The sequence below is a fragment of the Brachymonas sp. KE5 genome (assembly GCF_057773645.1).
Genome location: NZ_CM173463.1, coordinates 761624 through 786967, shown reverse-complemented (window position 1 = coordinate 786967; position 25344 = coordinate 761624). Strand labels below are relative to the sequence as shown.

Annotated in this window: 23 protein-coding genes, 1 pseudogene and 1 CRISPR repeat array; of the genes and pseudogenes, 5 read left to right on the top strand and 19 right to left on the bottom strand. The window is 64.4% G+C overall.

Annotated elements, in window-relative coordinates:
* Positions 1 to 11: 11 nt before the first annotated feature.
* Genes ACX36O_RS03685 through ACX36O_RS03675 form a run of 3 tightly spaced genes read left to right on the top strand, consistent with a single transcriptional unit; the run spans position 12 to position 2750 of the window.
* The gene (locus ACX36O_RS03685) at positions 12 to 1094 is read left to right on the top strand and encodes a deoxyribodipyrimidine photo-lyase (RefSeq protein ID WP_213359546.1); all 1083 of its coding nucleotides are present in this window, start codon (positions 12 to 14) and stop codon (positions 1092 to 1094) included.
* 17 nt (positions 1095 to 1111) lie between these two features.
* Complete coding sequence (locus tag ACX36O_RS03680; protein ID WP_371699005.1) at positions 1112 to 1810, top strand: SDR family NAD(P)-dependent oxidoreductase; 699 nt, start codon at positions 1112 to 1114, stop codon at positions 1808 to 1810.
* Between the two features lie 37 nt (positions 1811 to 1847).
* Positions 1848 to 2750, top strand: coding sequence for a TIGR01777 family oxidoreductase (locus ACX36O_RS03675; protein WP_371699007.1), 903 nt, complete (start codon positions 1848 to 1850; stop codon positions 2748 to 2750).
* 58 nt (positions 2751 to 2808) lie between these two features.
* On the opposite strand, the gene ACX36O_RS03670 is transcribed toward ACX36O_RS03675, so the two are convergent.
* The 8 genes from ACX36O_RS03670 to ACX36O_RS03635 form a co-directional block, all read right to left on the bottom strand.
* Positions 2809 to 3132 (bottom strand): glutathione peroxidase, encoded by a 324-nt coding sequence (locus tag ACX36O_RS03670; protein WP_371699008.1) that lies wholly within the window; start codon positions 3130 to 3132, stop codon positions 2809 to 2811.
* A 118-nt stretch (positions 3133 to 3250) separates the two neighbouring features.
* Positions 3251 to 4174, bottom strand: a complete 924-nt coding sequence (locus ACX36O_RS03665; RefSeq protein WP_488360079.1) for a DUF1016 N-terminal domain-containing protein — start codon at positions 4172 to 4174, stop codon at positions 3251 to 3253.
* Between the two features lie 20 nt (positions 4175 to 4194).
* Positions 4195 to 5376, bottom strand: a complete 1182-nt coding sequence (locus tag ACX36O_RS03660; protein WP_488360078.1) for a tyrosine-type recombinase/integrase — start codon at positions 5374 to 5376, stop codon at positions 4195 to 4197.
* A gap of 246 nt (positions 5377 to 5622) precedes the next feature.
* Complete coding sequence (bktB, locus tag ACX36O_RS03655) at positions 5623 to 6807, bottom strand: beta-ketothiolase BktB (protein WP_213359537.1); 1185 nt, start codon at positions 6805 to 6807, stop codon at positions 5623 to 5625.
* 175 nt (positions 6808 to 6982) lie between these two features.
* Positions 6983 to 7909: a polyphosphate kinase 2 gene (ppk2, locus tag ACX36O_RS03650; protein WP_213359535.1), complete on the bottom strand. Its 927-nt coding sequence runs from the start codon at positions 7907 to 7909 to the stop codon at positions 6983 to 6985.
* A 108-nt stretch (positions 7910 to 8017) separates the two neighbouring features.
* On the bottom strand, positions 8018 to 12094 hold the full coding sequence (locus ACX36O_RS03645) for a Pls/PosA family non-ribosomal peptide synthetase (RefSeq protein ID WP_213359531.1): 4077 nt from the start codon (positions 12092 to 12094) through the stop codon (positions 8018 to 8020).
* Positions 12095 to 12215: 121 nt separating this feature from the next.
* Entirely contained in the window at positions 12216 to 12779 is a 564-nt protein-coding gene (locus tag ACX36O_RS03640; RefSeq protein WP_488360077.1) for a signal peptide protein, read from the bottom strand.
* 126 nt (positions 12780 to 12905) lie between these two features.
* On the bottom strand, positions 12906 to 14894 hold the full coding sequence (locus ACX36O_RS03635; RefSeq protein ID WP_213359516.1) for an ATP-binding protein: 1989 nt from the start codon (positions 14892 to 14894) through the stop codon (positions 12906 to 12908).
* Positions 14895 to 14967: 73 nt separating this feature from the next.
* Here ACX36O_RS03635 and ACX36O_RS03630 point away from each other — a divergent pair, with 73 nt between their 5' ends.
* Together ACX36O_RS03630 and ACX36O_RS03625 are read left to right on the top strand one after the other, a co-directional pair.
* Positions 14968 to 15699 carry a response regulator gene (locus ACX36O_RS03630; protein WP_213359514.1) on the top strand — a complete coding sequence of 244 codons (732 nt, stop codon included), beginning with the start codon at positions 14968 to 14970 and terminating at the stop codon, positions 15697 to 15699.
* Between the two features lie 118 nt (positions 15700 to 15817).
* Complete coding sequence (locus ACX36O_RS03625) at positions 15818 to 16453, top strand: hypothetical protein (RefSeq protein ID WP_213359512.1); 636 nt, start codon at positions 15818 to 15820, stop codon at positions 16451 to 16453.
* Positions 16454 to 16722: 269 nt separating this feature from the next.
* Positions 16723 to 16992: direct repeats of the CRISPR family, unit length 29 nt; unit sequence CCCTCGCAGGCGCGTGCGTGACGGCTCAC.
* 17 nt (positions 16993 to 17009) lie between these two features.
* Here the strand turns inward: ACX36O_RS03625 and ACX36O_RS03620 are convergent.
* From ACX36O_RS03620 to ACX36O_RS03570, 11 genes and pseudogenes are all read right to left on the bottom strand, one after another.
* Positions 17010 to 17306, bottom strand: a pseudogene (locus tag ACX36O_RS03620) (phage head closure protein); the annotation flags it as partial.
* 1 nt (position 17307) lies between these two features.
* Positions 17308 to 17580, bottom strand: coding sequence for a head-tail connector protein (locus ACX36O_RS03615; RefSeq protein WP_488360076.1), 273 nt, complete (start codon positions 17578 to 17580; stop codon positions 17308 to 17310).
* A gap of 172 nt (positions 17581 to 17752) precedes the next feature.
* Entirely contained in the window at positions 17753 to 19249 is a 1497-nt protein-coding gene (locus tag ACX36O_RS03610; RefSeq protein ID WP_488360075.1) for a terminase large subunit, read from the bottom strand.
* The gene (locus ACX36O_RS03605) at positions 19249 to 19653 is read right to left on the bottom strand and encodes a terminase (RefSeq protein WP_488360074.1); all 405 of its coding nucleotides are present in this window, start codon (positions 19651 to 19653) and stop codon (positions 19249 to 19251) included. The genes ACX36O_RS03610 and ACX36O_RS03605 overlap by 1 nt, the downstream gene beginning before the upstream one ends.
* Positions 19650 to 19946 (bottom strand): HNH endonuclease, encoded by a 297-nt coding sequence (locus ACX36O_RS03600; RefSeq protein WP_488360228.1) that lies wholly within the window; start codon positions 19944 to 19946, stop codon positions 19650 to 19652. The genes ACX36O_RS03605 and ACX36O_RS03600 overlap by 4 nt, the downstream gene beginning before the upstream one ends.
* A gap of 83 nt (positions 19947 to 20029) precedes the next feature.
* Positions 20030 to 21208: a phage portal protein gene (locus tag ACX36O_RS03595; RefSeq protein WP_488360073.1), complete on the bottom strand. Its 1179-nt coding sequence runs from the start codon at positions 21206 to 21208 to the stop codon at positions 20030 to 20032.
* Positions 21208 to 21735, bottom strand: a complete 528-nt coding sequence (locus ACX36O_RS03590; protein ID WP_488360072.1) for an HK97 family phage prohead protease — start codon at positions 21733 to 21735, stop codon at positions 21208 to 21210. Before ACX36O_RS03590 ends, ACX36O_RS03595 begins: the two co-directional genes overlap by 1 nt.
* Before the next feature lie 10 nt (positions 21736 to 21745).
* On the bottom strand, positions 21746 to 22984 hold the full coding sequence (locus tag ACX36O_RS03585; protein ID WP_488360071.1) for a phage major capsid protein: 1239 nt from the start codon (positions 22982 to 22984) through the stop codon (positions 21746 to 21748).
* Between the two features lie 121 nt (positions 22985 to 23105).
* Entirely contained in the window at positions 23106 to 23423 is a 318-nt protein-coding gene (locus tag ACX36O_RS03580; RefSeq protein WP_488360070.1) for a hypothetical protein, read from the bottom strand.
* Positions 23411 to 24826, bottom strand: coding sequence for a YfjI family protein (locus tag ACX36O_RS03575; RefSeq protein ID WP_488360069.1), 1416 nt, complete (start codon positions 24824 to 24826; stop codon positions 23411 to 23413). The genes ACX36O_RS03580 and ACX36O_RS03575 overlap by 13 nt, the downstream gene beginning before the upstream one ends.
* Entirely contained in the window at positions 24823 to 25281 is a 459-nt protein-coding gene (locus ACX36O_RS03570; protein WP_488360068.1) for a CHC2 zinc finger domain-containing protein, read from the bottom strand. The genes ACX36O_RS03575 and ACX36O_RS03570 overlap by 4 nt, the downstream gene beginning before the upstream one ends.
* Positions 25282 to 25344 lie beyond the last annotated feature (63 nt).

Genomic DNA, 25344 nt, shown 5'->3' with positions numbered 1-25344 from the left:
GCAAGCGCACCATGGCCTACACCGTCGTCTGGTTCAAACGCGACCTGCGCGTGCATGACCACGCGCCGCTGATCCACGCCGCGCGCCAGGGCCCGGTGCTGTGCCTGTACGTGCTGGAGCCCAGCCTGTGGGCGCAGCCCGACTGCGCGCTGCAGCACTACGGTTTTCTGCGCGAAAGCCTGCGCGACCTGGCCCTGCAATTGCGCACCTGTGGCGCCACGCTGCAGCTGGCCGTGGGCGAGGTGCCCGAGGTGCTGGCGCACCTGCATGCGCTGCAGCCCTTTGCGCGCCTGGCCTCGCACGAAGAAACCGGCAACGCCCACACCTACGCCCGCGACCTGGCCGTGGCGCGCTGGTGCCGCCAGCACTGCGTGGGCTGGCAAGTGAAGATGCTGCACCCGCTGGAGGTGCTGCAGCGCGCCGAGGGTGCGTGGCGCAGCGGCCAGGCCCCGCTGGCCGCGGTGGAGGGGTTCGTGCGCCAGATTCTGGGCTGGCGCGAATACGTGCGCGGCATCTACTGGGCGCACATGCCGGGTTACGACGCGCACAACGCGCTGGGCCACCACCAGCCGCTGCCGCACTGGTTCTGGAGCGGCGACACACGCATGCGCTGCCTGCACCTGGCCATCACCCAGTCGCTGCAGACAGCGCACGCGCACCATATCCAGCGGCTGATGGTGATTGGCAATTTCGCGCTGCTCGCCGGGCTGGAGCCGCAGGCGCTGCACCGCTGGTACCTGGGCATTTACATCGACGCCTTTGAGTGGGTGGAACTGCCCAACACCCTGGGCATGAGCCAGCGCGCCGATGGCGGCGTGATCGCCACCAAGCCCTACGTGAGCAGCGCCGCCTACCTGCAGCGCATGGGCGACTATTGCCGGGGCTGCGCCTACGACCCCAAGCAAAAGACCGGCGCGCGCGCCTGCCCCTTCAACGCCCTATACTGGGACTTTTTTGCGCGCCACGCCCCGGCGCTGCAAGGCAACCCGCGCCTGGCCCTGGTGTACCGCCAGTGGCAGAAGATGGACGAGCCCCAGCAAACCGCCCTGCGCGCGCAGGCCACGCAGCTGCGCCAGCGGCTGGAAACCCTTTGACGAAAGGCCCTACCGCCATGCAATCCCTGCCCGACGGTTACCGCGCCCTGGTGCTGGGCGCCACCGGCGCCATTGGCGGCGCAATGGCCGCGCAATTGCGCACCGACCCGCGCTGCGCCGCGGTGCGCACGCTGGCGCGCGGCAGCACACCTGCGCTGGACTTTGGTGCGCCCGGCAGCATCGCTGCCGCAGCCCAGGCCCTGCACGCCGAAGGGCCCTGGCATCTGGTGCTGGTGGCCACCGGCATGCTGCAGGGCCCCACCGGCAACCCTGAGAAACGACTTGCCGAACTCCAGGCCGACCACATGGCCGCCAGCTTCGCCATCAACACCATCGGCCCGGCGCTAGCGCTGGCGCACTTCGCCCCGCAACTGGCGCGCGACGAGCGCAGCCTTTTCGCCGTGCTATCGGCCAAGGTGGGCAGCATTGGCGACAACCGCCTGGGCGGCTGGGTCAGCTACCGCGCGTCCAAGTCCGCGCTGAACATGGTGGTGAAGACCGCCGCCATCGAGTTGGCCCGCACCCACCCGCAGTGCGTGCTGGCGGCGCTGCACCCAGGCACGGTGGATTCGGCCCTGTCGGCCCCGTTTCGCGGCGCGCAGATCGGGCGGCCCGCGCAGGATGCGGCGTGCGACTTACTGGCGGTGCTCGACCACCTGACCCCAGAGGACAGCGGCGGCTTCTGGGCCTACGACGGCCAGCGCCTGCCTTGGTGACGGGGCCATCAACACATTGACGAAAGGAGATGCCACCATGCGCATCCTACTTACCGGCGGCACGGGCCTGATTGGCCGCGCGCTGTGCCAGCACTGGAGCCGGCAGGGGCACGCCCTCTGCGTCTGGAGCCGCAGCCCCCAGCAGGTGCGCGCGCTGTGCAGCGGCGCGCGCGGCATTGCGCAGTTGCAAGAACTGGACGCCGGCCCACCAATGGACGCTGTGGTCAACCTGGCCGGCGCCCCCATAGCCGATCGCCCCTGGACCCAGGCGCGCCAGGCCCTGCTGTGGCGCAGCCGCGTGGACTTGACGCGCAGCCTGGTGGACTGGATAGGCCGGCAGCCCGTGCCGCCGCGCGTGCTGCTTTCGGGCTCGGCCGTGGGCTGGTATGGCGACGGCGGCGAGCAATGGCTGTCCGAAGACAGCGCCCCCGGCAACACCGACTTTGGCAGCCGTCTGTGCGTGGCCTGGGAACAAGAGGCCGAGCGGGCGCGCCAATGGGGTGTGCGCGTCGCGCTGCTGCGCACCGCGCCGGTGCTGGCCGCGCAGGGCGGCATGCTGGCGCGGTTGCTGCCACCGTTTCGCCTGGGCCTGGGCGGCCGGCTGGGCAGCGGCCAGCAATGGATGCCCTGGATTCACCTGGACGACCAGGTGGCGCTGATCGACTACCTGCTGCAGCACCAGGACGCCAGCGGCCCCTTCAACGCCTGCGCACCCGAAGCGGTGCGCAATGCCGACTTCACCCGCACCCTGGCGCGCACCCTGCATCGCCCCGCGCTGCTGCCCGCGCCCGCCTGGGCGCTGCGCCTGGCGCTGGGCGAGATGTCGGTGCTGCTGCTGGGCGGCCAGCGCCTGGTGCCACAGCGCGCCCAGGCAGCGGGCTTTGTCTGGCGCTACCCCGAGCTATCGGGGGCGCTGGCGCAGCTGCTGCAAAAAAAATAGCGAAAGAACGTCACACTTCAAGCGGCACCGCACGCCCAGCGCCGCAGCTTGCCCTTCGTCAGGGCGTGGCAAGCAGCTTTTCCAGCTGCTCCACAAATGCCTTGTTGTCAGGCTCGACCGTGCTGGCGTAGTGGGTCACCGAACGCCCAGAGCGGTCAATCAGGTATTTGTTGAAGTTCCAGGACGGAACCTTGCCCGTCATTTGCGCCAGTTGCTTGTAGAACGGGTTGGCATCCGAGCCACGCACGGCAGAGCGCGCAAACATCGGAAAGATCACGCCATAGGTGTTGTAGCAAAACTCGGCAATCTCTTTGTTGTCGCTTTTTTCCTGCAAAAAGTCGTTGGACGGAAAGCCCAGCACCACCAGGCCGCGGCGGTTCACGTGCCACAGCGGCCACCTGCGCAGGCGCAGGGGTGGGGGATGCGGCCAACACCATTGGTGGCACCAGAGCCAGTAAGAGAGCCAATGCACGAGCAGACATATGCAGTACCCATGGGAACTATGACCGCTTCATTGTCATGCAAACGCGCTTGCCTCGTTGGGACATGCGGGCGACCCGGGCGTTCAGGCTGCGCGCATCGCTTGGATGGCCGGCGATACATTGGTGTGGGCATAAAAAACGAACGACGCGACCGCAGTGCACCCCACCTGAGCAACTGACGTTGAATGTGTTGACGATCTTCCATATGAAGCGGGAAATGCTTTGACAGCGTTGGTTGTGGGCGGTGCTTGCGCCGACATTCCCCTGACGGCGCGGCCTGCTGCTGCGCCAGCACCCGCAACGCGATGCCAAGGCAGTGCCGGAGCTGGGTGGCGCAGGCCCTGGCGGCTTTGTGTTGATCCGCCCTTTTTCATTGAGGAGCCATCCATGAATGCAATGATGTCTGCCGATCTGCCGGTCAAGCTGGCGCACGCTCCAGCCGCCGCGCAGGGCTTCGGCTTCGTAGAACCGGCGGGCATGGTCGTCCTTGACCGACAGCAGTCGCACGTAGGCCGACCACGGCAGCGTGAACACCTGCGCCAGTTCGACGAGGCTCAAATTCCCAGACACCGTCTGGGAATTCTCTGAGGCCGGGCCGCCGCCCAATTTCCCAGACAATGTCTGGGAAATCTCGGAGCGGGGATACGCGAGGAAGAACCGCCGCATGTTCTCCAGGTTGTTGAAGCCGAACCCGCGCCCGAACTGCACGGTCAGATCAGCGGACAGCCGCTCGATCAACTGCTCGCCGTAGCCCGCGCGCCGCTTGCCCTGCTGCTCGGCCTCCACAATGCGGCGGCCAACCTCCCAATAGCTGGCCGTCATCAGCGCATTGACGCTGCGCGCCGCCGCCTGGCGAGCGGCATCGAGCAGTTCCACGATGCCGCCGTGGATGCCGGCGTAGCCGGCAGGCATGGCGATAGCTTTGGGTGTCCGGGTGCTCATGCCGTCGCCTCCTGCGGCTGTTACTGCCGCGCCCCGGTGATGATCTTGCGCCGGTTCGCCACCAGCTCGGCCGCCTTGCGCACCGGGTCATCCTCGGTGTGGACGTAGCGCATGAACATCGCCACGGTCTTGTGCGCCGTCAACGCCATGCCGACCTTGACCGGGATGCCCGAGTTGGCAATGTCCGTGGCCGAGCGGTGGCGGATGCCGTGCGTGCCGACGTGGGCCGCGCCGGCAGCCTTGAGAGCCCGGCACCAGCCGCCGTAATACTCGCCCGTGGTCAGGTGCTGGCCCGCATGGCTTGGGGACGGCAGCACACGGGGAATTCCGTCCTGCCTCGGCGCGGTCGAAAGCAGTCGGTAGGCTTCCTCACTCATGGGCTTGGACATGCCGCCTGTCTTGCTGTCGGGCCAGACCACGCGCCGGTTCTCGAAGTCCACCCAATCCCATTGAAGCGTGACGATTTCGCCACGGCGGGCGGCGAACTCGAATTGCAAGCGGATCGCCAGGGGAATGACGTAAGGCTCCAGCCCTTCGTCCTCCAGCTTGCCCAGATGGCGGAAGATTCGCGCCATGTCCTCATCGCTGATGAGGTGCGTGGCCTTCCCATTCGGGTACATCGGAACGTGGCGGCACGGGTTGGTGCCGTCCGTCCGGTAGCCCCACACCTCGGCCAGGTTGAACATCCTGCGCATCACGCTGAAGGCGTTGTTGGCCTCGGCTGGCTTGTGGGCCATCTTCTTCATCACCGTGGCCACATCGGGCCGCTTCACGTCCTGCACCTTCATCCGGCCCAGCATCGGAACGATGCAGCGGTCGATGACGGCCTGATAGCCGCGTTGGGTGCTGGGCTTGTTGCGCAGCTTGGAGTAGTCCTCCATGAACTTGCCGCACAGTTCCGCGACCGTGGGCGCGGCACGGGCGGCGGCCTTGGCCGCGCCAGGATCACCGCCCTTGCGCACCTCGGCCAGCCACTCCTGGGCCAAGGCGCGGGCCTGCTCGACGGTCAGTTCCCCATACAGGCCCAAGGCAGGCTTGCGCCGCTCTCCGGCGTTCGTGCGGTACTGAAGCATGAACACCTTGCGGCCCGCCGGGGTGATCTTGCAGAGGAAGCCGGGCACCATAGTGTCCCGGAGTTCGACGGCCTGCGCCTGGGGTTGCGCCGCATCGACTGCCGACTTGGTGAGCTTGAGTTTTGCCATGATGACTCCTCGGAACGACCCGGTTTCCAAGAGCCACATGGGAGCCATGCGAGCACAAGCCGGGTCAGGTTTCAGAAAGCACCGGCATATGTTGAACTCGCCTAAGTCATTGATAAACCTGCTGTATCTTGCTTGGGCGTAGTCCGTCGTAATGTCGGGCTGGAGTCATCGTGAAATAAAAAAAGCCACGGCAATGTCGTGGCTCCTGCATCCAGCCCTGCGGCACGGGGGCCGCAGGCCTCGTGCTTACATGCGTTCGAAGATGGCAGCGATACCCTGGCCACCGCCGATGCACATGGTGACCAGCGCGTAGCGGCCGCCAGTGCGGTGCAGCTCGTGGATGGCCTTGACGGTGATGACCGCACCGGTGGCACCGATGGGGTGACCCAGCGAGATGCCGGAACCGTTCGGGTTGACCTTGGCCGGATCGGCGTTCAGGCCGCGCGTGACGGCACAGGCCTGGGCGGCGAAGGCTTCGTTGGCCTCGATCACGTCCATGTCGTTGATGGTCAGGCCGGCCTTCTTCAGCACCATGTTGGATGCCGGCACCGGGCCGATGCCCATGATGCGCGGCTCGACACCGGCGTGGGCATAGGCCACCAGGCGTGCCAGCGGCTTGGCGCCACGGGCCTTGGCAGCTTCGCCGTCCATCAGCACCACGGCAGCAGCCGCGTCGTTGATGCCGGAAGCGTTGGCAGCCGTCACGGTGCCGTTTTCCTTGACGAAGACGGGCTTCATCTTCTGGAAGTCCTCGATCTTGGCGCCAGGACGGAAGTGCTCGTCCTTCTCGAACACCACATCGCCCTTGCGGCCCTTGATGGTGACCGGCACGATCTGGTCCTTGAACCGCTCCTCGGCCCAGGCCTTTTCGGCGCGCTGGTGGCTTTCGAGGGCCAGCGCATCCTGGTCTTCGCGCGTGATGTTGAAATCCTTGGCCACGTTCTCGGCCGTAACGCCCATGTGGATGGTCTGGAACGGGTCGTTCAGGGCACCGACCATCATGTCGACCATCTTGGTGTCACCCATGCGGGCACCCCAGCGGGTGTTGAGGCTGGCGTAGGGCGCGCGGCTCATGTTCTCGGCACCGCCGCCGATGGCCACGTCGCAGTCGCCCAGCAGGATGGACTGGCTGGCGGAGACGATGGCCTGCAGGCCGGAGCCGCAGAGGCGGTTGACGTTGAAGGCCGGGGTTTCGATCGGGCAGCCGCCGTTGACGGTGGCCACGCGGGACAGGTACATGTCCTTGGGCTCGGTGTTGACGACGTGGCCGAACACCACATGGCCGACATCCTTGCCTTCGACGGAGCCGCGGGCCAGCGATTCGCGCACGACCAGGGCGGCGAGTTCGGTGGGGGGCACATCCTTGAGGCTGCCGCCATAGGTACCGATGGCGGTACGGACAGCGCTGACGACTACGACTTCACGCGACATGGTTCTCTCCTAACACTCAGGTGGTTTTAGCTAACGGGAATGGGAATTGGCGCACAACTTCCTGATACCGGACTGACACGCAGCCAAACGTATCAACCGGTGACACGCTGATACATGATAGCGCAGCAACGGCCTCGCTCCGGGTTGGCGCATTCACCTACCCCGGCCACTTTTTTCAGTAGCGCTCGGGCACGTACATGGCCTCGGGAATCGGATGACGCACGTAATCGGGGTGGCGGGTGCGCTCGGGCAGGATCACTTCGGGGCGATCCACCTCGGTATAGGGCAGGCTCTCGAGGATATGGCTGATGCAGTTGAGGCGGGCACGCTTCTTGTCCACCGCCTGCACCACCCACCAGGGGGCTTCCTCGATATGGGTGCGCTCCAGCATCACCTCCTTGGCCTTGGTGTAGGCCTCCCAGCGCACGCGGCTCTGCAGGTCCATGGGGCTGAACTTCCACTGCTTGAGCGGATCGTGGATGCGGCTCAGGAAGCGGCTGTGCTGCTCCTCGTCGCTGATGGAGAACCAGTACTTGAGCAGGCGGATGCCCGAACGCACCAGCATGCGCTCGAATTCGGGCGCGCTGCGGAAGAACTCCTCGTATTCGTCATCGGTACAGAAACCCATCACGTGCTCGACGCCGGCACGGTTGTACCAGCTGCGGTCGAACAGCACGATTTCGCCGCCCGCGGGCAGGTGCGAGACGTAGCGCTGGAAATACCACTGCGTGCGTTCGCGGTCGTTGGGTGCGGGCAGCGCGGCCACGCGCACCACGCGCGGGTTCAGGCGCTGGGTGATGCGCTTGATGACGCCGCCCTTGCCGGCCGAATCACGCCCCTCGAACACGATCACCACCTTTTCCTTGGTGAACTGCACCCAGTCCTGCAGCTTGACCAGTTCGGCCTGCAGGCGCAGCAGTTCACGGAAATACAGGCGGCGGTCCAGTGTGCTGTGGTGGCCCTCGCCGGCCTCGTGGCCGATCAGGCTGTCGGCATCTTCCAGCTCGAGTTCCAGGAATTCGTCATAGCTGTCCATGACCTCCTGGCTCATGCGCTGATACAGGCTGGCCGGATCGCCGGAATGGTTGTCACCCCCGAACATAAGTCTTCCCTTTCTTTTCCAGTGTCGTGGGTCGCCCCATCTTTACATCGCCGTGATGATGGCAAAGCCATATGACGAAAATATGACAGATGGATGGCAACCCGCGTATCACGCCCTCCAGGGTGTGGCCGGCAGGCCGTGCCAGCGCGTGCCGGCCGGAATCGCTTCGCCCTTCATCACCAGCGTCAACGGCCCGAGCTGCGCGCCATCCGCCACCTGGGCTCCGTACAGCACGGTGCAGCGCGCGCCCAGCGTCACGCGGCTGCCGATGCGCACATGGTCCACCTTCATCACGCGGTCCTCGAACAGGTGCGTCTGCGGGCAGCACAGGGCGTTGAGTTCGCTGTGGTCGCCGATGTGCACGCAATCGAATTCGGTGATGTCGGTGGTGTCCATGTAGACGCCACGGCCGATACGCGCTCCCAGCAGGTTGAAGGCATCGGACAGCCACGGCGTGCCGCGCAGGTAGCGCAGGAACCAGGGCACGGTAATGCCCTCGTAGAGGTTGGTCGCTGCCTCGGACAGCCAGACGAACGGCGTCCACATCGGCACCGAGCGCTGTTTGTAGCGGCCCAGCAGCAGCCACTTGAACAGGGCCACGAAGACGAAGGTGGCCAGCCCGAACAGCACGCCGCCCACCGCCAGATCCAGCGCGACTTCATCCCAGCGGCCACGGGCCGCCAGCGGCATGGCATCGAGCACCAGGGCATAGCCCACGGCGATGACCAGCGCATGGGGCGCTGCAATACGGAACGCCTCGACGCTGCCGCGCCCCAGCTTGCGCAGGCGCGAGGGGGCAAATGTAAGGTGTTCGGGGAAACCGCTCACCACTTCGCGCGCCGGCAGGTGCATGGGCGGCGAACCAACCCAGGTGTCGCCGTCCTGCATCGAGGCGTTGCGCGGCACGGCGCTCATCACGCCAATCAGCACGTTTTCGGGAATGGTGGTGCCATCCGGCACGTAGGCACCGTTGCCGACAAAGCTGCGGCGCGACACCACGGTCGGCCTGACCGTCATCCAGCCACCGTCGATGTGCTCGTCTCCCAGCATCACCGCATCGGCGATGAAGCATTCGTCGCCCAGCGTGAGCATGTCGGGCACCACGCCGAGCGCGGTGGACAGCTCGGTTTCCTTGCCGACCCTGGCGCCCAGCAGCCGGTACCAGGTGGCGGAATACACCGTGGCGTACACCCCGTGCAGCACCGCCAGACTGGATTCCTGAATCTGGTTGACAAGCCACTTGGCCAGATAGCGCTTGCTGTGCAGGGGCCAGGAGCCGGCGCGCATCTTCGGCAGGAAGGCCCAGCGGATCAGGGCCGCTATCAACGCCGTGGCCAGGATGAACACCAGGCTGGCCGGCAGCGCCAGGATGAAGAACTTGACGAGGCGCAGCCCGAACGCTTCCCAGTCGCTGATCGAGCCCGAATCCAGCAGCGGGCGCACCGCGATGGCATCCACGTCCATCAGGTCGATCAGCATGAAGGTCGGGAATACCGGCATGAAGAACAGGACCGCGACGGCCAGGGCCCCCACGATGAAGAAGGCGCTTTCGAACCACAGCCGTGCGGTACTGACCGGCGGACGTGCCGGCAGGCTGGCGGGGTCGAAATCCCCCCGTTCGCGCGCGGGTGAGCCATGCCAGACCTTGCGTGCCGGCACGCGCTGGCCGCTGCCCAGCGCCGACTGCCCTTCCAGATGGCCGTATTCGCCAATGGCCGTGTCGCCCTCCAGCACGACGTAGGAGCCGATACAGGCTTCCCGGCCAATGTCGATGCGGCCCAGATGCAGCATGCCGCCTTCGACGCGGGCGTTTTCCAGGTTGACCGCGTTGCCGATGGCGGCACCGTCGCCGATGGAGATGAGCTCGGGCACACGCAAGGTCACCGAACCCAGGTTGACTTCGGCCCCCACCTTCGCACCCAGCGCGCGCAGCCACCAGGAATAGAGCGGCGAGCCGTTGATCATGTAGGTGGGAACGGCTTCGGTCAGCCGGTCAACCAGCCACCAGCGGAAATAGGTCCAGCCCCAGAGCGGATAGCTGCCTGGCTTCAGCCGGCCGGCAATCAGCCATTTGCCGGCCCAGGCAACGACAAATTCGGCCAGCGTGGTGACAAGGAAGGCCACGATCGACATGGCAACGGCATACACGAGCGAGTCGTCCGGATCGCCGGTATAGAAATGGTAGGTAAAGAACGGCGCCAGCCATTGCGCCATCTTGAGCAGCACCAGGAACGGCGTGACCAGGCCTTGCGCCAGCCCGCAGCGCCAACGGCGCCAGGCGCTGTGCAGCACAAAGGGGCGCTCGGCCGCGGGGGCGCTGCCGGATTCGTCCATGCGCTGCTGCAGCGCCTCGGCGATCAGGCCGATGCGGCGGTGCTGGTAGATGTCGCCGACCGTGGTCTGGGCAAAGCGGGCGTCCTGCCGCAGCAGCGACACCAGGCGCGCGGCGAACAGTGAATGGCCACCCAGGTCATTGAAGAAGTCCAGTTCGCGCCGCACCGGCTGGCCGGGGAACAGTTTTTCCAGTTCGCCGAACAGCGCCTCCTCGGCGGGAGTTTCGGGCCGGTCGCTGCCTTCTGCAGCCGCTGCAGCCGCCAGCGGCTGTGCCTTGAGCACCTTGCGGTCGATCTTGCCGCTGGACAGGCGCGGCATGGCCGGCAACGGCTCGAAGCGCGCGGGCACCATGTAGGGCGGCAGCACCCCGGCCAAACCGTTGCGCAATGCACTCGTGGCCGGCGTGTCGCTGCGGGAGGGGACATAGAATGCGACCAGCTGCTCGATGCCATCGTCATTGCGCAGCACCACGGCGGTAGTCCCCACGCCCGGCTGGCGTGCCAGCACGGCTTCGATTTCGCCGAGTTCGACGCGGAAGCCGCGAATCTTCACCTGGTCATCGGCACGACCCAGGCACTGCATCTGCTGCACGCCACCGGTCTGCGTTTCGACGCGGGCCAGGTCGCCCGTGCGGTACAGGCGCGCTTCCTGTTCGTTGCGGGCCCAGGGATTGGGCAGGAATTTCTCGGCCGTCAGGTCGGGGCGGCCCAGGAAGCCGGCGGCCACGCCGGGGCCGGTGATGCACAGCTCGCCGGTTTCGCCAAACGGCAGGATCTTGAGCGGGGGCACCTTGCCATCCACGATGCTGTCGGGATCGATCACCTCGATCACCAGCAGGCCGTAGTTGGGCAACGCCTCGCCGATGGTGACCGGCTGGCCCGGCTTGAGCTCGGCCAGCGAGGCTGAAACCGTCGCTTCCGTCGGGCCATAGGTGTTGAACATCTGCCGGCCATGCGCCCAGCGCTCGACCAGCGTCTGCGGACACATCTCGCCACCCAGGTTGATGATGCGCAGATTGGGCACATCCTGGGCGAACAGCGCCAGCAGCGTGGGCACGGCGTGCAGCACGGTGATGTCGTTCTCGATCAGGGCGCGCGGCAGGGCTTCGGGATCGCCGGCGATTTCCTTGGGGGCGATCCAGAGCGTGGCGCCGACCAGGTAGCTGATCCAGATCTCCTCGAAGGACATGTCGAAGGCGACCGAGAAGCCCTGGTAGACACGATCGTCCTCGCGCACACCCAGGCGGGCGTTCTCGCTGCGCAGGAAATGGCAGATGCTGCGCTGCGTGATGGCAATGCCCTTGGGCTTGCCGGTGGAGCCGCTGGTGTAGATGACGTAAGCCGTGTAATCCGGCGAGGCATTCTGGCGGCGCTGCAGCACGATGCCCTCGGGCAGCGGCTGCAGCAGTTCCTGCGCCGTGAGAATGCGCGCCTGGATGTCGGGCTGCTGCAGCACCGGCTGGCCATGGTGCGCGTCGATCAGCAAGGCACGCGCCTGCGCATCTTCCAGGCAGATGGCAATGCGCTCGACCGGCACCTCGGCGTCGAAGGGCAGCCAGGCGGCACCGGTCTTGGCAATGGCAAGCTGCAACACGAGCAGTTCGATGCCGCGCGGCAGCCACAGGCCGACCATGTCGCCCGCCCGGATGCCGGCCTCGATCAGCCGGTGCATCACCGCATCGGCCGAGGCATCCAGCTCGGCATAGCTGAGCTGGCGCTCTCCGTGCGTCAGCGCGGTTTTGTGGGGAATGCGATGTGCCGTGGCCTCGAACAGGTCTGCCAGGATGTCCTCGCCCAGCAAGTCGGGCAAGTCGGGGCCGCGCAAGACATAGTCGCTTTCTGAGTCTGCCATGGGATACTTCCTGCGTGCCGGATTCCGAAATCACCCGTACGCGAAAAACCGGGCAACAGACGCCTGCGACCGGAAGGCCGCCGTCGTCCGCATGCCCGGCAGTGTTGTGCGAGAGGAGCGCTTATTTGGTGGAGCAGGCAACGCCACGGTCGGCGCGATTGCCAGCGCCGCGGGCAGCCGCCTCGCTCATGTACTGGCCCTTCCTGGTCTTGCCGTAGTATTTGGTGCCGGGGCAGTGATAAACCCTGGAATCAGCGTTGACCCACACCTGAGTGCTGCCCAGACCACTGCCGGATGCTGCCTTTACCGGGACGCTGGTCTTGGCGGCGGGAGTGGCAGGAACGGCAGGGGTAGCCGGCTTGGCAGGAGTTGCCGCGACAGCTGGAGTTGCCGGCTTAGCAGGCGTGGCTGCTACAGCGGGTCTGGCGGGAGCGGCCGGAACTGCCGGCTTGGCGACAGAAGTCATGGGCTTGGAAGCCGGCTTGGTGGCCACAGCCGCAGAAGCAGGCTTGGCAGCAGGCAATAGCTTGCCGAAGAAGGAAGTCGACTTGATCGCACCAGACGCTGTTTTCACAGGAGCACTGGCCGTAGCGGCGGGAGTGGCAGGGGCTGCCATGGCGGCACCACCGGCCAGCAGGCAGGCAGCGAACAGCGCGGAAAAGGAAGACTGGCGCAAGGTCATCATGAATCTCCTGGAAAACGGGCTGGAAAAAACTTGCTGATCCCGATCATCACTGCCCTGATGACAGGGCGCGTGACAAAACCCGCCTCCCCCTGTTGCAACTGCAATCGATGCGACTGCAGGCCGCCCTCACGGCGCTGGGGTGCCATGCAGCATGGCCTCGAGCGCCTGCAGCAGTTCCTGCCGGTCCAGCGGCTTGCGCAGGATGGAGCCGATGCCCAGCTCCTGTGCGCGCGCGGCCAGCATGGGGCCGCCCTGCCCGGTGACCAGAAGCACCGGCAACTGAGCCAAAGCTCCTCCAGCCGTGCGCAAGGCACGGACGAGTTCGGTGCCGGAGAGGTCCGGCATGCGTTCGTCCGTGAGCAGGGCCGCAAAACGCGCCGGCTGCTCCTGCAGCAGAGCCAGGGCCCGGGAGGACTGCGTCTCCACCGTTGCCTCATACCCCAGCAGTTCCAGCGTGCTGGCAACCAGCTCTGCCAGCTCCGGCTCGTCATCCACCACCAGGATGCGCGGGATCGTCCCGCCCGCTCTGGCTTCTGCAGGAACTGACAGCGGCTCCAGCGCGGGACTACCCACCGGAAACCACAGCGTGAAGCACGCCCCCTCTCCAGGCCGGCTTTGAACATCGATGGCTCCGTGCAGTTCGACCATGGCGCCATGCACCACAGACAGGCCCAGACCCGTGCCGCCCTCGCCGCCCCGCGTCGTGTAGAAGGGCTCGAGCAGATGCTCCATCGAGACCGGATCGATGCCCCGCCCCTGATCCGCCACCGACAGCCTGAGCCAGTCTCCGGCGCCGAGCTGGCTGTGGGAAAGCACCTGCTCCTGCGCCACGCGCTCCTCGCCCAGCGCCACGCGCAGCACACCGCCCTGCGGCATCGCCTGCACGGCATTGACGCAAAGGTTCAGCACCGCCTGATAGGCCTGCAGCGGATCCCCCTTGACCGTTGCCTGCGGCGCCTGCAGTTGCACATCCAGCACAATGCCCGGCTGCTGCAGGCTGCGCACATGCTCCAGCACCTCCTCGATCACCGGCTGCAGCCGGAACACCACCGAGCGCCGGGCGCCACCGCGGCTGAAAGCCAGGATGCGCTCCGTCAGCGCCCTGCCCCGTTCCGTTGCCCCCATCAGGCGACCCAGTTGCCGTGCCTGGGCGCTGCCGGGTTCGGCCTTGTCCAGCGCCATCTCTCCATAGCCGGCAATCGCGCCGAGCACGTTGTTGAAATCATGCGCCACCTCGCCTGCCATGCGCCCCAGCACCTCCAGTCGCTCGCCCCGGGCCTGCTGCCGGCGCAGCGCCTCCTGCGCCTGCACATGACGCCGCTGGGCGCGCTGCAGAATCCACAGGGCCACCGCCATCACCACCGCCAACAACGCAAGCAGCGCACCGGCGATCTGCGCAGAATTGGTCCAGTCATGCAGCACCACATCGCGGCTGCGCAGCAGTTCCACCTTCAGGCCGTAGGGTTCGATGGGAATCTGCTCCACCAGCCGGGACTGTCGGCTCACGGGATGCGAAGCGCCCGGCGTGGAGGCCAGCAGTGTGCCGTCACGCCGGTACACCAGCATTTGCGCCTCGTCCTCGGGCAAGGCCGCCTGAAATGCCCCCAGCAGGGCATCGGCCGGCACCCCGGCAACCACCCAGCCGAACCGCGCCGTGTCCACGGAACTGGCGATGGCCACCAGCGGGTGGGCGGCATGGGAATCCTGGAACGGCGGGCTGAAGGCCAGCCCGTCGATGCCGGCAGGCTTGAGGGCCGGCCTGAAGCTCTCCGCTTCCGGAAAGCCGATAGAATCGGAACCCGCCACGCCAGCCCCATGCCGGTCGAGCAGCCAGAGGGTCTGCGCCATGGGCATCAACTCCACCCGGCGGCGCAGCCTTGCAGACACCTCTTCCTCGCTGCCGGGCATGCCATCTTCCTCGATGGCATTGCCGATGGCCGTCAGGCCTTCATTCACCCCGTCCAGGCCACGCTCCAGCTCGTCGGAAGCCACCACGGCCAGCGTATGCAGGGCCCGCTGCTGCTCGCTCAGGGTGGAGCTGCGCATGACCCACAGGGCAGCCGCCGTCAGGAGCACCAGCAGCAGCCAGGCCAGCAGCAGAGCCATCCAGGGCATACGGCCGCTGGAGAGGAAACGCGACAGCGAGTGTCTGCGTGCGGGGCCCCGATTCTCCGTTACCATCCTGACCATGTCCTTCCTGAACCAGCCCCATGTATTGGTCGTCGACGACGATCCCGATGTGCGTGACATGGTCTGCGACTACCTGCAGGAGCATGAATTGCGCGCCACGCCCTGCAGTTCCGGTCGGGAAATGATAGCCTGCTTCGACAGTCAGGCGATCGACCTGGTGTTGCTGGACCTGCGCCTGCCGGGCGAGGACGGGCTGGATCTGGCGCGCCAGTTGCGTGCGCGCGCCACCGTGCCCATCATTCTGCTAACCGGTCGCACCGAAGAGGCCGACCGTGTGATGGGGCTGGAACTGGGTGCCGACGATTACGTGACCAAGCCTTTCAGCCCGCGCGAGCTGCTGGCGCGCGTGCGCGCAGTGCTGCGGCGCTATCAGGTGCAGGCCACGCTGCCGCAGCGCGACAGCGCGCGCCGCGCCTTCCGCTTTGCCGGCTGGGAACTGAACCTGCGCACGCGGCGTCTCAAGTCGCCCGATGGTTCGTATGTGGAGCTGTCCAATGGCGAGATCAGCCTGCTCAGCGCCCTGTGCCAAGCGCCGCGGCGCGTGATGTCGCGCGACCAGCTGCTGTCCATGTCGCGCCTGCACGAGGCCGAGGTGTATGACCGCACCATCGACGTGCAGATCCGGCGGCTGCGGCTCAAGCTCGAGGCCGACCCGGCGCAGCCTCGGTTGATTCTGACTGAGCGCGGTGCCGGCTATCTGCTCGCGTGCGATGTCGAGACGCTGTATTGACATGAAACCCAGCTAGGCTGGCGCTGCAAGCCTGGCCGGGACAGATCCTTACACATTGCGCATTGAATCGCCCGCAATCAGCGGCAGATAGGGTTTGCCATGACTCACGGAGGACCCCATGGAACACAGCGAACTCGAGAAGGAACTGCAAGCCCTGCGCAACAAGGTGCGCGATCTGGAAGCCCAGCTGGCCAGTGCCGATTCTGCGGCGGACGAGCCGGCAAGCTCTGCATCGATGCAGCGTGACCAGCGCGCCGTGGTGCAGCAACTGGTCGACGGCCTGTCGGCGGTGGAAAAGGAAGCTCTGCATGACTGGGCCACGCGCATGGTCGACCTGCGCCATTCCCGTGTGCCGGCGTGGACCAGGGCCAGCCAGGCAGTGTCCGTCACCCTCTCCAGCCGGGCCGCCCTGCCCACCCTGAAGGTGCTGGCAGCCGAGGCCAAGGACCGCGCTTGGGACAAGCAGGGAACCGGCGGCCGTGCCGTGCTGATTACCGTGCTGGCTGCCGCCCTGCTGACCGGCCCTGGCGCCATCGCCTTTACGGCGGCAGGCATGACGGTCGGTTTTCCGCTATGGATTGCATTTGGCAGCGGCGTCGAACTAGCAACCACGATCCGCGATGCCTGCGCGCCTGCAGCTCCGCAAGAAGCGAGCGAGCCACCGGCTGCGCCTGCCTCGCAAGCGATGGCGGTGTCGGAAGAAGCTCCTGCTGACAAGGACGAACCCACGATCATCATCCCGCCGGCGCCCTGAGGCCCAGCCAAGAAAAAAGCACCTGCAGCGCATGCTGTAGGTGCTTGATTTCGTGGACCATCTGGCGGAGAGAGAGGCATCCAAATCATTAGCATTCATGCGGGTTACAGGCTAATCGTTGCTTTTATCCCACCAATTTTCCTACATTCAAGTTTCACCAGCAATTGCAGGATCACCCGTATTTCGCGGCTCACTTTTCAGCCGCCAAACTCTGCTCATCAGCAGACATTGCAGGGGGTCGCAGTTTGGGTACCCCCCATGCCGGGGGCACCTCGCGGGCGCGTGCGTGACGGCTCACGACATGGGTGGGACAAGTTGTCCCACCCATCTCCTCGCAGGCGCGTGCGTGACGGCTCACAGATTTGTACTGTGCTGCTCCGGTGCTTGTACCCTCGCAGGCGCGTGCGTGACGGCTCACTCAGGAATAGTGGAAACACTCTTTCCACTATTCCCTCGCAGGCGCGTGCGTGACGGCTCACATAAAGTGGGAAAACTTTTCCCACTTTCCACCCCTCGCAGGCGCGTGCGTGACGGCTCACCCCACCCGCTTGCACAGCAATTCCAGCACCCGCCTCTGACTGGCTCGCTCGATCACCGCCTTGATTTCCAGAGCCTTGCCGCGATGCGTCAGCCGATCAGCAGCAGTAATCCCAGGCTGATAACGCAGGATCACACGAACGTCAGTGATAGCGGCCACAGCGTCACCGGCAATGATTTCCTTGCCACTCAAAGGCAATACAGCGGCCCAGAACGTGCCCACCGTCACCCATTCGGAGACAGTAGCGCCATAGGCATCTTCGGTTTCCGTGAATCGCTCCAGCGTCACGCGTTGATCCAGCTTTCCGGCCTCCATGTCACACCCCCATCAGACGATAGGGAGACAGCAGGCGCTCAAACGTCTTGTTCTGGATCAGCGGGCGTTCTGCCTGTTCTTCCCGATGCTCGTACAGATCGCCCACGCGCAGCAGGATTGCGGCCTCTACAGGCGCAGGAATGGGATCAGGCAGGGGTTGTCCCAGATAGTCGGCTACAGACGCTGTGGCGGCGTCCAGATAGCTTTGCAGCAGCGTATCCTCATCACTGGATTCGATGCGCAGATGGTCTTTCACGGCAAATAGATCGGGCATGGCAGGCTTTCATGGTTGATTGCTGGCTGAATAGGTGCCGGTCGCGCATGTGAAGGGCATGCCACCGGCAGACGGGGTTTTGCTTCGCGCACGGCACTCACCGTCTAATCCGTGTCCGGGACAGGCTATACAGCCACCCCCCGGAAGGGGATCAGTGTCTGGAGACACCGAATCAAACATAGAAAACCTCACAGGTAGCCATCTCGGCCACTTCAGCGCGTGCGGCAAGTCCCATCGCCATTGCCAAGGCTTGCATGCCGTCAATGCGTCCGGTCGCTCGGGCCTTGTCCAGCTTGCGAGAACCTGCCGGGTCTTTCGTCACCACGGCATTGGCCGCGCACATCGTCAGCACCGGATGCCCACCATGCGCCACGCGGCCATTCAGCAGCTCGGCTTCCAGCGCATCCAGCGCCGGGGCCATGTCCTTGAACCCCTGCCCCCACTCGATCAGCGGCAAGTCCAGGCCGATGGCGTCCAGCTCGCGTTGCAGAACGTCCATGCGCCAGCGGTCGAAGGCAATCCCCTGCACGTCCAGGTCAGCGAGTAGCTCGGCCATGTCAGCGGCCACAAACGAATAGTCAACAGATGCTCCCGGAGTCGTGTGCAGGAAACCTTGCCGCTCCCACACGTCATAGGGCACACGATCACGCTTTGCACGATCCTGCAGACCCTGCTCCGGTGTCCAGAAGTGCGGCTGTACCTGCCAGGTGTTGCCATCGCGCCAGATCAGCACCAGCGCAGTCAGGTCAGTGCGTGCAGACAAGTCCAGGCCAGCGAACACCGGGCCTTCAGGCGTGCCTACAGGCCCACCACAGGACTTCCACACGCCAGGCGAAACGAACGGGGATTCGGTCGATACACGCTGGTTCAGCAGCAGGTTGCGGGCCGTGTTTTCCATGGACGGCATACGCTGTGCCTGCTTCATTTGCTCGGCCAGATCCTTTTCACTGCGGAACAGGCCCAGCGCCGGGTTAGCTGCTTTCCATGCCGATTCATCCAGCAGCTCGCAGCCTTCAGGGGCCGCGTAGACGTGACTGACGATGTGGGGATCCTTGCTGCTTGCAGCATCGTCCAGCCACACGGAAAACAGATCAGCGTCGCTTGCCGCTTGCGTCGATATGGCAATCAGTAGTGGAGCCTGATGTGCCCCTTGACTGGTGCCGATGGCGTCAATGAAGTCCGACTGCGGGCCACGTACCTGCCCCACTTCGTCCAGGATGGCGAGTACCGGGGACAGGCCGTGTGCCGTCTTGCCGTCAGCAGCCAGGGCGCGAAACTCCACGTTCAGCGGCAGGCCGATCAGGCGTTTGCCACTCGGGACAATGCGCACCAGATCGGAGAGCGTCGGGGAGAGTTGCACCATCTTGCTGGCAAGGCTGAACACCAGGGCAGCTTGATCCCGGCTCATGGCACCGGACACAATCTGACTGTTCTGCACCGCTTCCGGGCCTACCAGATGCGCCAGCAGAAGGCCAGCAATCAAGCCACTCTTGCCGTTCTTGCGGGCGATGCTCAAATAGGCGCGGCGGGTTCCGTGCGGGTTGTCGTACAGCTCCCGGATGAACACCTTCTGAAAGTCGGCCAGCTTGAGCGGTTCGCCCACGTGCGCCCCTTCAGGCGTCACGCAGAACCGTTCAATAAACCGGATGACTTTCTCAGATCGCGTCATCACACCACCTTCAGGCGCGGAATCAGATCATCGTCGGGCTGTTGTCGGGCTTCGCGCTCGAGAATGGCCGCGTTGATTTGATCCTCTGCCCTTCCAGTCGCACCCGGATGCACGAAGCACGCCCTTGCAAGCGCCATGGACAGCCGAGTCAGCTTTGCATGTTCGTCGCCACCCACATCAGCCGATTGCAGCGCATATTGCGTGCGGGCAAGGTTTGCAGCGTTGATCAGGTCGTTCGGCGTCCAGGAATCACGCGGGCGACTGGTGATAATCGCCGCCCAGAAGGGTTCGCAATGCTCGGGAAGGGTGACATACCCGGGCGGCTCCAGCGTCGCACAGGCGGCGTTCTGGTGCGCTTGCAGGGCAGCTTTAGCACTATCGGAGCGTGGGCGGCGGGATTTCATGGGTTTAAACTTCGGTTTGCATTAAAACAAGGGAATCCACTCGGTACATGGGACTCAGTTGCTGGCGATTTTTCATGCTTTCGTTCTACTAGCTGGCTCACCATCTGCGCCCACGGATGGCGCGGGTCTAGCGGCATCCCATCAGCATCACAGCCCCAATTGACACGCTTGCCCATGTCACCGGCAGTCTTGCGGGAATGGCACTCATGACACAGCCCTTGCAGGTTGTCGCGCTCGTTGTTGTTCCCGTCGTTGTCGATGTGGTCAACGTCAGTAGCAGGCACCCCACACATGCGGCACAGCGGTTCCTCCGACAGCACCCGCTCACGCAGCAGGCGCCACGCCTTCCTGTTCAGCGGCAGTAGGCGTGGCTTCTTCACGGCTTCACCCCAGGCGGCGGGCTAGATGGCTTGAACTTGCTTGATACCTTGATGGCAGGCAGGTTCTCCAGCTTGCGGGCTTCGTCAATCGTCAGCCATCCCGATGCAATGCCCTTGTCATAGAAGTCTGCCCGGTTGACTGCATCACCACGCAGCAGTCCTTCCACCGAATGTTCTGCAAAGTAGATGCGTCTGCCTGCATCCGTCAGCAGCTTGTGACTGATGGCCTGCTCCCACATCAACAAATGACGCCGCAATGTCAGCGTGACGAACTGGCGGGCCATCTCCACGCTGTTGGAATAGTTGCCATGACGCAGATCACCGATCACTGTCGGCGGCACCCGGAACAGGCGGGACACTTCCTCCACGCTGAACTGACGGCTTGCCAGCCATTGGCTATCCTCATTGCTCATGCTGATGGCCGAGAACGTCATGCCGTTTTCCAGCACCGGGGTTTTACCGGCATTGGACACGCCACTGTACTGACTGGCCCAGCTCGTTTTCAGGGCTTCGCGCTGCTCGGGCTTCAGCACGCCGGGAGCCGTCAGCACACCAGACAGGCGGGCAGCATTGCTGAAACTCGCGTTACCGTGATCGCGCTCGGCCATCGCCAGTTGCACCACTTCACGGGCGGCAGTAATCGGACTGACACCCATCACACCATCGTCACCAGCTCGATGACGCAGGTGCAGGACTTCACCGGCCAGCAGGCGGGTTACCTGGCCGTCCTTCGTCGTGTAGTCATAGGCCAGCTTCCCGGCCACGTCCAGGACTTGCACACGGTCGGGAGACAGCGGAATGAGTTGCCTTACTTGCCCATCCCATCCCGTCACGATCCGGGCATAGGCGTTGCCGCGCAGCAGGACACACGCCTGCATCCACTCCCGAAACTCGAGAGCGGTTTGCTGCTCGTTGGCCTGCTCGTGCAGGACACGGTACAGCGGATGGTCGGATGCCCGTTCACGGTCGTCACCATTGCGGCGGTACAGGATCAGCGGCAAGGATGCCACTGTCTCGGAGATAGCCTGCACGCAGGCATAGACAGCCGAGATGCTTTGTGCTGTTGCAGGGTTCACCGGGCCAGAGCGCAGAGCGGCAAAGTCCGGCCAATACGAATCACCGCCCACTGCCTGATTGGTGGAACGGCGCTCGAACAGTTTGGGTAGCCATTTCATCAGCAGGTTCCTAGCCAGTTGCGGGCGTTCATGTTGAAGATCATCACTTGCGGTTCACGATGGCGAAGATTGACGCTCGTGCCGGAGTAGGCCGGATGCGCCTGCACCACGCTGATTTCGTGCAGCTCCACGTCGATCAGCTCGCGGGTATTGCCGCGCCATTCCTCAGTGCGCGACTCAAATGCAAAGCTCATCCCACCCAGATCACCACGCGCAGCCAGGGCAGCCAGATCGCGGCCTGTGGTCGTGTCGGGCAGCGTCAGGGTGAAGGCCAGCCCGTGCGAGTCCTCATGCAGCGCCAGCGTGCCGCTACTGGTGCGGCCCAGCACGCGGGATGCGTCATGATCGGCCAGCGCCAGAACATCAGCGCCGGACTCGAGACTACGGGTAAAGGCACCTGCTCGGATCACCTCCACGAAGTCGGTAATCTTCGCGGGCGTGCCGAACGTGGCGACATACCCGGTCAGCGTGCGGCCTGTGGCCTGAAGGCCGGTAGCCGTGCGGCGTTCGATGTTCTCGGCGCTCATGGCTTACCCCTTAAAGGCCCAGGTCGTCAGCCACGACAAACGCCTTGGGGTTACGGACCACAGCGTCCATCGTGTGAAGGATGCGCAGTTGAACGTCGCCCTTCTCGTAGTAGCCGGCGGCGTAGGGGTTCGCCAGAATCTCGGTCGCGCCCCATTCACCGATCACCAGTTGCGAGAAGTCGCCAGCAATCACGCGGCCCGTGTTGGGGGTGCCGGTCTTGGCGTCCAGTTGGTTGGTGACGTAGGCGGGCAGGTCGCCCACGCGGCCACCTTGCAGCAGGTACGCAGCACCGGCCACAGCATCCTTGAGGGTGGTTTGCAGCTTGGTCGCGGCCGTGGCATGGGTCAGGATGGCGCTGGGGGTGACGTTCTCCAGGCCCAGCTTTTCCAACATGGCGACGATGGCGGCCCAGCTCAGGGTTGCCAGTGATGCGGTCTGGATGCCGGTCACGTTCAGGATGCCGACTGGTTGCTTGGCGGCGGCGGTGCCGTGCAACAGGGCTTTGTCCACGGCCAAGCCCACCACGGTGGCGATGTCGTCCCGCAGTAGCTGTTCAATGCTCGGGTTTGACTGCAACGCCAGTTGTCGGCTGAAGGCAGTCAACGCGCCGACGTGCTTCGGTTCCAGCTTGATGGAGCTGTACGTGGTGTTGCTCTCGACCAATGCGTCGCCCTCGCTGAGCCAATAGGCGGTCGCTGCGCCCGTGGCCTTGGGCAGGACGGTGTCACCGCGCAGGCCGGTCAGCACGCGGGCACCCAGGGACTTGACGATCACCGAGTTGCGCAGCAGGCCGATGAATTGATCGGCGCGGTAGTCGTCGGGCACTACGGCAGAAGCGCCGGTCGTGGTCATCGTGGCGCGCTTCTCGAAAATGGATGTGGGCACGAGGATGCCGCCGCTACGGGCTTCGATGCCCTGGCGCTTGGCTTCGGCTTGGAACTCAGCCAGAGCACCCGTGGCGGCGCGGTTCTCGATCTGGCAGCGGATGGCGTCCAGCACGTTGACCTGGCCTTCCATGTCCTGGCGCGGCTTGTCCACCGGCGCACCGATGGCGCGGCGCTCGGCTTCAGCCAGGAATGCGGCGCGGGCTTCGTCCTGCTCGATACGCTGGATTTCAGCCTTCAGGCCGTCAAATTTGGCTTGCTCGTCAGCAGTCATTTGACGTTTTGCCGAGTCGGCAGCGTCAACGATGGCGCGGGCTTCGGCAAGTTTCAGAGCGCGTTGCTCTTTCAGATCGTTCAGTTTCATACAAGGTCTTTCTTTGCAAAGAAGTTATTACGCTTGCATTTTATATCACTATCCGTTATATGCAACAGAGTTGCGATAACGCATCAGGCGAAGAAAAGCCCGCACGGGGCGGGCTACGGCATCACTTCGGGTATTGCTGCACGAAGTAGTCAATCCAGTCCTGCCGCTTGTCGGGCGGGATGGCGTGGCAGTCGTCGATCATTTGCTGTCGGGCGGCGTAGTCATCGCCCCAGTAGTCGCAGGCGCGGAGCGCGGCTGTCAGCAGCTCGTCCAGCACCGGGAACGGCTCGTTAGCCGGTTGCTGGCTAATGGCTAATTTGGCTATTCCGGCTAATTTGGCTAATTCGTCGGAGTTCTGTTTAGCCACATTAGCCGCTTTAGCCGCTTTAGCCGCGTAGCCAGCATTAGCCAGCACGCTATCAATGTTCAGTCGGAACATGGCCGAACCTCCCATGCAGTACCAGACTTGCGGATGTAGCCACGCTCGGCAAGCTCGTCCAGCAGCGGCATAAGCTGGTCTTTCTTGCGATGGCCGATGCTGCGCGGCGACTTCTGCAAGATCGTCGCCTGTTGCACCAGGCTGCCTTGTTCCTGCATCCACTCCAGCAGCGCACGCAGTTGCCCGTGCTGTTTGTCGGCCTGACTGGATCGTGTCAGGCGTACATGCTCGGTCAGGTAGTAGTTGGCAACCCTGATGCCGCCATCCATTGCAGTCGCGTCAATGCGGCCAGCTTCGGCACTGTCATACATCGCCAGCACACCGGCAATGCGCAGTGCATGTTCTGCCGTCTTGCTGGCGAAGGCTCGCGCTCCCTCCAGTTCCCTGCCGGGCGCCTGCTCCACTTCTACGGCGTTGTAGAAAGCCGTCCAGGCTCGCATTGCGTCATCGGTCAGATGCAAGTCGCGCGGCTTCAGGGCAAACCCATCGCCATCCGGCCAGCAGTCTGGCGTGATTCGCAGCAGATCGGTAATCCGGGCGTTGAAGGCCACCACAGCGGGATCGTTGTAGGCGTTGACGTTCTTGAACATCCGGGTACCGGCCAGCGTAGTAGGTTGCGCAATCAGGCACCGGGCCAGCATGCCTTGCCCACTGGCCAGCGGATCGCTCAATAGCTGTCGCAGCAAGATAGGCTGCACCAGCAGGTGCATACTCATGCGGCGGTTCAGCAGCACGATATTGCCGAAGCCACTGCGCAGCGCGTCGATGGTCGCACCGTCCCATGCCTTCAGGTAGAAGGCCAGTCCAGCGGCTTTTCGCTCATCGCGCATGGAGTGCCCTCCGAGAGCTTCGCCACCTTCAGAGCTGAATACCCCGATGTGGGACTGGCACATGAGTTGCTTTGTCAGCCCCTCCACAGTGGCATTGCTCGTTGTCAGGCAGGGCATGATCGGGCGCGGCGGGGTTTTGCCTTTCTCCCTGCTCGCCTCCTCCCATGCCTTCAGTTCCTCCTGAAACTTGCGGGCCTGCTCTTTGCGCAGCTCATCCACGGCGCTACAGGCAATGGCATCTACTGCGCTCTTGCGGTCGCCAGAGCTGGCAGAAGTCAAAATAAACAGGCTCAGGGGAACACGGGCACCGTAGGGCGCTACCACATTGGCATGCGGTTGCACGGCCAGGGCGGCGGCGGCGAGTACGCTGCCAGCGGCGATTGCATCAGGCGCTTGAACACCATGCGCAATTGCCCGTGCGGCTGCGCCCATGTTGTGCCCCATCGCATCGAATGGGAACGGATCGGCCTGATTGGCGTCCTGTTCGGGCAGCGGGTTGAGCGTGGGCCAGTCAGACTTGCGTGCAATTGCTGCATCCAGCACGGCCACGGATTTTTCGAGTACGGCGCTCATGCGAATACCTCCGCGATGAACGTGATACGGCTTGCTGCCTGCATCACGCGGTCAAGATCAATTTGGGTCAACTTCACGCCATGGGCGACATTGCCAGCGGCCACGGCCACCAGGTTTGCTTCAGTGGCGAGAATTTGCAGCGCGTCACGCGGCGGGATCGCAGTAGGGCGGCTCGGTGCGGGCCTGCCGTCATCTACCCATGCGCCAAGAGCCTTTGCAGCAGTCACAAAGTCGGTGCCGGCATCGGCCATCTCGTAGGACAGTACGTCACCGCCCTTTGCACCACAGCCAGCCATGCACACGAATGCGCCGGTATGGGTGTTGATCCGCATGGAATCACTGCCGCCATGAAAACGGCATTCAGTAGTACGCCATTTGCCTTTGCCGTCCAGCTTCAGGCCGTGCGACTGGTAATAGCTCTCGGCGTCGGGGAGTCGGTCACGTTCAAAGCCCATGACGCACCCCCGGTACAGGCGTAGCTCCGCCTGCCTTGTCGGCATGTGTGGTCTGCATGGCAG

Excerpts from the sequence above, each read along its gene's own strand:
- ACX36O_RS03645 (WP_213359531.1), bottom strand. The coding sequence starts at position 12,094 with ATGGCAGACTCAGAAAGCGACTATGTCTTGCGCGGCCCCGACTTGCCC.
- ACX36O_RS03600 (WP_488360228.1), bottom strand. The coding sequence starts at position 19,946 with ATGTGTGGGGTGCCTGCTACTGACGTTGACCACATCGACAACGACGGG.
- ACX36O_RS03570 (WP_488360068.1), bottom strand. The coding sequence starts at position 25,281 with ATGGGCTTTGAACGTGACCGACTCCCCGACGCCGAGAGCTATTACCAG.
- ACX36O_RS03610 (WP_488360075.1), bottom strand. The coding sequence starts at position 19,249 with ATGACGCGATCTGAGAAAGTCATCCGGTTTATTGAACGGTTCTGCGTG.
- ACX36O_RS03585 (WP_488360071.1), bottom strand. The coding sequence starts at position 22,984 with ATGAAACTGAACGATCTGAAAGAGCAACGCGCTCTGAAACTTGCCGAA.
- ACX36O_RS03665 (WP_488360079.1), bottom strand. The coding sequence starts at position 4,174 with ATGAGCACCCGGACACCCAAAGCTATCGCCATGCCTGCCGGCTACGCC.
- ppk2 (WP_213359535.1), bottom strand. The coding sequence starts at position 7,909 with ATGTTCGGGGGTGACAACCATTCCGGCGATCCGGCCAGCCTGTATCAG.
- ACX36O_RS03680 (WP_371699005.1), top strand. The coding sequence starts at position 1,112 with ATGCAATCCCTGCCCGACGGTTACCGCGCCCTGGTGCTGGGCGCCACC.
- ACX36O_RS03625 (WP_213359512.1), top strand. The coding sequence starts at position 15,818 with ATGGAACACAGCGAACTCGAGAAGGAACTGCAAGCCCTGCGCAACAAG.
- ACX36O_RS03675 (WP_371699007.1), top strand. The coding sequence starts at position 1,848 with ATGCGCATCCTACTTACCGGCGGCACGGGCCTGATTGGCCGCGCGCTG.
- ACX36O_RS03590 (WP_488360072.1), bottom strand. The coding sequence starts at position 21,735 with ATGAGCGCCGAGAACATCGAACGCCGCACGGCTACCGGCCTTCAGGCC.
- ACX36O_RS03605 (WP_488360074.1), bottom strand. The coding sequence starts at position 19,653 with ATGAAATCCCGCCGCCCACGCTCCGATAGTGCTAAAGCTGCCCTGCAA.
- bktB (WP_213359537.1), bottom strand. The coding sequence starts at position 6,807 with ATGTCGCGTGAAGTCGTAGTCGTCAGCGCTGTCCGTACCGCCATCGGT.
- ACX36O_RS03685 (WP_213359546.1), top strand. The coding sequence starts at position 12 with ATGGCCTACACCGTCGTCTGGTTCAAACGCGACCTGCGCGTGCATGAC.
- ACX36O_RS03595 (WP_488360073.1), bottom strand. The coding sequence starts at position 21,208 with ATGAAATGGCTACCCAAACTGTTCGAGCGCCGTTCCACCAATCAGGCA.
- ACX36O_RS03640 (WP_488360077.1), bottom strand. The coding sequence starts at position 12,779 with ATGATGACCTTGCGCCAGTCTTCCTTTTCCGCGCTGTTCGCTGCCTGC.
- ACX36O_RS03630 (WP_213359514.1), top strand. The coding sequence starts at position 14,968 with ATGTCCTTCCTGAACCAGCCCCATGTATTGGTCGTCGACGACGATCCC.
- ACX36O_RS03580 (WP_488360070.1), bottom strand. The coding sequence starts at position 23,423 with ATGTTCCGACTGAACATTGATAGCGTGCTGGCTAATGCTGGCTACGCG.
- ACX36O_RS03575 (WP_488360069.1), bottom strand. The coding sequence starts at position 24,826 with ATGAGCGCCGTACTCGAAAAATCCGTGGCCGTGCTGGATGCAGCAATT.
- ACX36O_RS03615 (WP_488360076.1), bottom strand. The coding sequence starts at position 17,580 with ATGCCCGATCTATTTGCCGTGAAAGACCATCTGCGCATCGAATCCAGT.
- ACX36O_RS03635 (WP_213359516.1), bottom strand. The coding sequence starts at position 14,894 with ATGCCCTGGATGGCTCTGCTGCTGGCCTGGCTGCTGCTGGTGCTCCTG.
- ACX36O_RS03660 (WP_488360078.1), bottom strand. The coding sequence starts at position 5,376 with ATGGCAAAACTCAAGCTCACCAAGTCGGCAGTCGATGCGGCGCAACCC.